At 72.7% G+C, this 5,631-nt stretch carries 5 protein-coding genes and 1 pseudogene; 5 read left to right on the top strand and 1 reads right to left on the bottom strand.

The genetic code is table 11. The annotated features are described in order from the left end of the window. The coding region (locus E1292_RS49170) for an SPFH domain-containing protein (RefSeq protein ID WP_132606687.1) at positions 1-1,070 on the bottom strand (1,070 nt) is incomplete at its 3' end. Between the two features lie 91 nt (positions 1,071-1,161). On the opposite strand from E1292_RS49170, the gene E1292_RS49165 reads away from it, so the two are divergent. From E1292_RS49165 to E1292_RS49145, 5 genes and pseudogenes are all read left to right on the top strand, one after another. Beyond that, positions 1,162-1,989: a class I SAM-dependent methyltransferase gene (locus tag E1292_RS49165; RefSeq protein WP_132606686.1), complete on the top strand. Its 828-nt coding sequence runs from the start codon at positions 1,162-1,164 to the stop codon at positions 1,987-1,989. Positions 1,990-2,150: 161 nt separating this feature from the next. Then, the gene (locus E1292_RS49160; protein ID WP_246091011.1) at positions 2,151-3,086 is read left to right on the top strand and encodes a lysylphosphatidylglycerol synthase domain-containing protein; all 936 of its coding nucleotides are present in this window, start codon (positions 2,151-2,153) and stop codon (positions 3,084-3,086) included. Between the two features lie 101 nt (positions 3,087-3,187). Next, the gene (locus E1292_RS49155; RefSeq protein WP_132606685.1) at positions 3,188-4,303 is read left to right on the top strand and encodes a glycosyltransferase family 4 protein; all 1,116 of its coding nucleotides are present in this window, start codon (positions 3,188-3,190) and stop codon (positions 4,301-4,303) included. Between the two features lie 32 nt (positions 4,304-4,335). Further along, entirely contained in the window at positions 4,336-5,415 is a 1,080-nt protein-coding gene (manB, locus tag E1292_RS49150) for a mannose-1-phosphate guanylyltransferase (protein WP_246091009.1), read from the top strand. 30 nt (positions 5,416-5,445) lie between these two features. Next, positions 5,446-5,631, top strand: a pseudogene (locus tag E1292_RS49145) (DNA-3-methyladenine glycosylase 2 family protein); the annotation flags it as partial.

Here is a 5,631-nt window from a genome sequence, read left to right as displayed (position 1 = left end):
GGTGGGAGCGGGGGCGGCGTGCCGTGGAGCAGGGTCGCGAGCTCCGGCACGTCGCGGGCCGGGGCCCACTGCGGCATCCCGGCCCGCCACACCAGCGCGTCGGGTGCGAGCCCGGCGGCGGCCAGGCCGGCCTCGTCGAACGGCCCGCGCCGCTCGCCGTCCACCCCGAGATACCACGGGCCGTCGTCGGGCAGCGGCGGCGGTACCTGCCGGGCGTCCGGCTGGTTCTGGGGGGCGAGCGCCGCGGCCATCTGCTGACCGGCGGCGATGCCCATGCCCAGCCCCATGCCCTCGCCCGCCCCGCCGGCGTTCTCCAGCGCCTCGGCCGCCTGGAGCCTCGCGTACTGCCCGAGGTCGCCCACGATCCCCATCTGCGAGCGTTTGTCCATCGCCCGCTCCACCTCGGGCGGCAGCGAGATGTTCTCGATGGTGAAGGTCGGGATGGCGATGCCCGCGCCCGCCAGGTCGGCCGTCAGCTCCTCCGCCAGCCGCCGCCCCATCTCGTGCTGCCTGGCGGCCAGGTCCAGCAGCGGCACGCCGGCGGTGGCCAGGGCGTGGGCGAGCCGCCCCACGACCATCTGCCGCAGGTAGCCCTCCACCTCCTCGGTGCGGAACCGCGGGTCCGTCCCCGCCAGCTCGCGCAGGAGGGCGCGGGCGTCGATCACCCTGGCCGCGTACGCGCCGAACGCCCGCAGCCGCACCGGCCCGAACTCCGCGTCCCTTACCATGACCGGGTTCTGCGTGCCCCACTTGAAGTCCGCGAACTGGCGGGTGCTGACGAAGTACACCTCGGCCTTGAACGGGGATCGGAAACCGTACTTCCAGCCCTTGAGCGTGGACAGGATGGGCAGGTTACGGGTCTCCAGCGTGTACGTTCCCGGCGCGAAAGCGTCGCCGATCTGGCCCTCGTTGACGAAGACGGCGACCTGCGACTCCCGGACGACGAGCTGGGCGCCCATCTTGATCTCGTTCTCGTGGCGGGGGAATCGCCAGACCAGGGTGTCGCGGCTGTCGTCGAGCCATTCGACGATGTCGATGAACTCGCCCCTGATCTTGTCGAAGAACGTCACTTCGCCCCGTTCGTCGGTTTTGATCCAGGTCGGTCACCGTACCAAAGCGGCTTGACATCGGATTGGCGTCGAGGTCGGTACTGTGGCCACCGTGGTGAAGCAACGGGTCGCGCAGCTCGAATACAGCGAATTCCAGTCCGCCATGCTCGACGAGGAGAAGCGGAGGCGGAAGGCCGCGAAGATCATCGCGGTGCTGGAGCACTTCCACGGGCCGCTGGGCGGGCTGACCGTGGGCGACGTGGGCTGCTCGGCCGGGTTCATCGCCGACGAGCTCGCACAGGCCGGGGCCAAGCACACCATGGGCATCGACATCGACGTGCCGGGCCTGCGCAAGGCGGCCGACCGGTTCGGCGAACGGGTGGCGTTCGTGTGCGGCGACGGCACGGCGCTGCCGTTCCCCGACGGGTCGGTCGACGTGCTGGTGTTCAACCACATCTACGAGCACGTGGTCGACCCCGACGGGGTGGTGGCCGAGATGCACCGCGTGCTGTCGGACGACGGGGTGCTCTATCTCGGGCTCGGCAACCGGCTCGGCGTCATGGAGCCCCACTACAAGCTGCCGTTCCTGTCCTACCTCCCGCCGGCGGCCGCCGACCGTTACGTGCGGGCGTTCGGCCGGGCCGACCACTACTACGAACGTTTCCGCACCCGGCGCGGGCTGCGCAGGATGTTGCGCGCCTTCCACGTGTGGGACTACACGTTCCCCGTGCTGGCCACGCCCACCAGGTTCGCCGGGTCCGAGCTGTTCCCGGGGGCGCTGGGCGGAGTGGTGCGGGCGGCGCTGTCCAGGGCGCCGCGCGGGGTGCTGCGGCTGCTGCTGCCGGTCGTGCCGACCTACCTGTGGGTGGCGACCAAGAAGCCGCGGCGGCCCGCGGGCGCGGCGCTCCCGCAGCCGCCCGAGCCGGTCCGCCCGCTGTGAGCACGAGCAGACCGGGCGCGAGCGGACCGGGCACGAGCGGACCGGGTGGTCCGGGCGGACCAGGCGCGGGCGGACCGGCCGCGGGCGGACCAGGCGCGGGCGGACCGGCCGCGGGCGGACCGGGCGCGGGCGGACCGGGCGGACAAGGCACGGGCGGTCCGGTGGCGGGCGGGTCGGGCGCGGCCGGATTGAGCGACGGCTCGGCCGGCGCGGGCGACGAGGCGGCCCGCCCGAGGCGATCCGCGGCGCGGACCGCGATCAGATACGTGTTCCTGCTGATCGCGCTCGGGTTCGGCGTGTGGGCCGTGGCCAGGCAGTGGGACGACGTGGTGGCCGGATTCGCCGGCCTGACGTGGCCCGCGCTGGCCGGGTCGCTGGTCGCGGTGGTCGCCGCGCTCCTCGGCGCCATGCTCATCTGGCGCACCCTGCTGTCCGACCTCGGCTCCCCGCTGCCGCTCAGAGCGGCCGCCAAGGTCTTCTTCGTCGGCCAGCTCGGCAAATACATCCCCGGTGCGATCTGGCCCGTGCTGGCGCAGATGGAGATGGGCCGCGACCTCGGCGTGCCGCGCTCGCGCAGCGCGGCGGCGTTCTTCCTGATGATGCCGATCCAGCTGGCCACCGGCCTGCTCGTCACGCTGGTCACGCTCGGCTGGGACCGCTACGGCTGGCTGCTGCTGTTCCTCCCCCTGCTGCTGGTCCTGCTCGAACCCAAGGTCGTCAACGGCGTGATCGGCTACGCCCTGCGCCGGCTCAAACGCGAGCCGCTCGAACGCCCGCTCACCCGCCGCGGCATGCTCGCCGCCCTCGGCTGGGCGCTGGCCGGCTGGACCGCGTACGGCGTGCACTTCTTCTTCATCGCCCCCCAGGGCGGGCTGCTCTTCGCCATCGGCGCGTTCGCGCTGTCCTGGTCCCTGGGCATCCTGACCTTCGTCGTGCCGGCCGGCGCGGGGGTGCGGGAGGTCGCCATGGTCGGGGTGCTGGCCCCTCACCTGGCCGCCGGCCCCGCGATCGCGGTGGCGCTGACGTCGCGTGTCGTCATCATCGTGGGGGACCTGATCTGCGCCGGGCTGGCGGGAATCGCCGCACGTCGCGACTAGGTGTGATTTGGACCACGATTTAGGGGACGCTGGTCATAAGCTGAAGTCCAGAGGGGGGCCTGCCAGGCCCCGCGTTGATCTTGAGGGGAGAAGATCTTCGTATGCCTCGAGTGCTCGTCGATGCGGCGGCGGTCCCCGCGGACCGCGGCGCGCTGATCCGATACGTGGACGGGCTGGTGGCCGGGCTCGACCGGGCCGGCGCGGACCTGGCGGTGGTCTGCCAGCGCTCCGAAGCGGAGCGATACCGGCGCCTCGCGCCCTCGGCCCAGGTCATCGCCGGACCCGTCGCGATCACCAACAGGGCGGCCAGGCTCGCCTGGGAGCAGACGGGGCTGCCGCTGCTGGCCCGCCAGGCGGGCGCGGACGTGATCCACGCCCCCTACTACTCCATCCCGCTCGGCTCAGGGCTGCCGACGGTCGTGACGGTGCACGACGCCACCTGGTTCACCGAGCCCGACGAGCACCGCCCGCGGGCGTCGTTCTTCCGCTCCGCCACCCGTACGGCCGTGCGACACGCCCGGCGGGTCATCGTGCCGTCGAAAGCGACCAGAGACGAGCTGGTGCGCGTGCTGGCCGCCGATCCCACCCGCATCGACGTCGCCTACCACGGCGTCGACCTGGCGCAGTTCCACCCGCCGTCGGAGGAGGAGATCCGCCGGGCGGCCATGCGCTGCGGGCTGCACGGCCAGCCCTATGTGGCGTTCCTGGGCGCGCTCGACCCCCGTAAGAACGTTCCCAACCTGATCCGCGGCTTCGCCGCCGCCGTCAAGACGCTGGAGCGGCCGCCCGCGCTGGTGCTCGGCGGCGGCGTGCGCGACGACGACGTCGACGCCGCCTGCCGCGAGGTCGAGGCCACCGTCAAGGTCGTACGGCCCGGCTACCTGGGCGCGTCCGATCTGCCGGGGTTCCTGGGCGGGGCGCTCGTGGTGGCCTTCCCCTCGCGGGGAGAGGGCTTCGGGCTGCCGGTGCTGGAGGCCATGGCCTGCGGCGCGCCCGTGCTGACCACCCACCGCTCGTCGCTGCCCGAGGTGGGCGGCGACGCGGTCGCCTACACCGAGCCCGACGCCGACAGCATCGGAACGGCGCTCGGACAGCTGCTCGCCGCGCCCGACCGCAGGCGGCACCTGCGGGAGGCCGGGCTGGCGCGCGCCCGCGAGTTCACCTGGGACGCCTCGGCCGAGGCGCATCTCAGCTCTTATCAACGCGCGATCGAATAGTTCGGTAACCTCACGGAGTGATGGAGAGCTCTTTGCCGGACCTCGAGGCGATCCTCCTGGTCGGGGGGCAGGGCACGCGCCTGCGTCCGCTGACACTGGGCACGCCGAAACCGCTGCTCCCGACCGCCGGAGTGCCGTTCCTGGCCCACCAACTCGCCCGAGCGCGATCGTTCGGCGTGCGCCGGATCGTGTTCGCGACGTCCTACAAGGCGGCGATGTTCGAGCCCGCCTTCGGCGACGGGTCGGCGTTCGGGCTCTCGCTCGAATACATGACGGAGGAGACACCTCTCGGCACGGGCGGCGCGATCCGCAACGCCGCGGAGGCGCTCACCTCCGGCCCTTCCGATCCCGTGCTCGTCCTCAACGGCGACATCCTCTCCGGGCACGACATCGGCGATCAGGTGCGCACACACCTCGCACGGCGGGCCGCTGTAACGCTCCATTTGACAGAAGTGGACGATCCCACCCGATTCGGATGCGTGCCGACCGACGAATCAGGGCGGGTGACCGCGTTCCTGGAGAAGACCCCCAACCCCGTGACCAACCGCATCAACGCCGGCTGCTACGTCTTCACCCGGTCGGTGATCGACGCGATCCCGCGCGACGAGGTCGTGTCGGTGGAGCGGGAGACGTTCCCCGGGCTGATCGAGTCGGGGGAGCTCGTGCTGGGCTACGCCGACCGCAGCTACTGGCTCGACGTCGGCACACCCGCCGCGTTCGTCCGCGGGTCGCGCGACCTGGTGCTGGGCCGGCTCGGCTCGCCCGCGCTGCCCGGGGCGACGGGCGAATACCTGGCCCTCGACGGGGCGCAGGTCTCGGTCGAGGCCAAGGTGCAGGGCGGCACGGCCGTGGGCGCGCGGGTCGTGGTCGGCGCCGGGGCCTCGGTCGTCGGCTCGGTGCTGCTCGACGACTGCGTCATCGAGCCCGGCGCCGTCGTGACCGACTCCGTGGTGGGCACGGGAGCGCGGGTCTGCGCGGGCGCGGTGGTGCACGAAGCGGTGATCGGCGACCGGGCCGTCGTGGGGCCGGGCAACGAGCTGCAGCACGGCGTGCGGGTCTGGCCCGACATCGCGCTGCCCGAACGCGCCGTGCGCTATTCCAGTGACGTCTGAGACGCCGCACGCTCGCGGCACACTGTAAGGGTGAAGGAACGCAGGTGGGAGCCCGGCGGGCCGCTCGACGTGGGGCTGGCCCTGCAGCCGCACCGGCGTGGTGGCGGCGATCCCACCTGGTGCCGGAGCGGTGACGGCGCCGTGTGGCGCACGTCCAGGACACCTGACGGGCCCTGCACGCTGCGGGTGAGCGTCGAGGGCGGGTCCGTGCACGGG

It is taken from the genome of Nonomuraea deserti (assembly GCF_004348685.1).
Lineage (GTDB): Bacteria > Actinomycetota > Actinomycetes > Streptosporangiales > Streptosporangiaceae > Nonomuraea > Nonomuraea deserti.
Note: the sequence above shows the minus strand (reverse complement) of the source record. Positions and strands in the feature narration are given on the sequence as shown.

Excerpts from the sequence above, each read along its gene's own strand:
- E1292_RS49155 (WP_132606685.1), top strand. The coding sequence starts at position 3,188 with ATGCCTCGAGTGCTCGTCGATGCGGCGGCGGTCCCCGCGGACCGCGGC.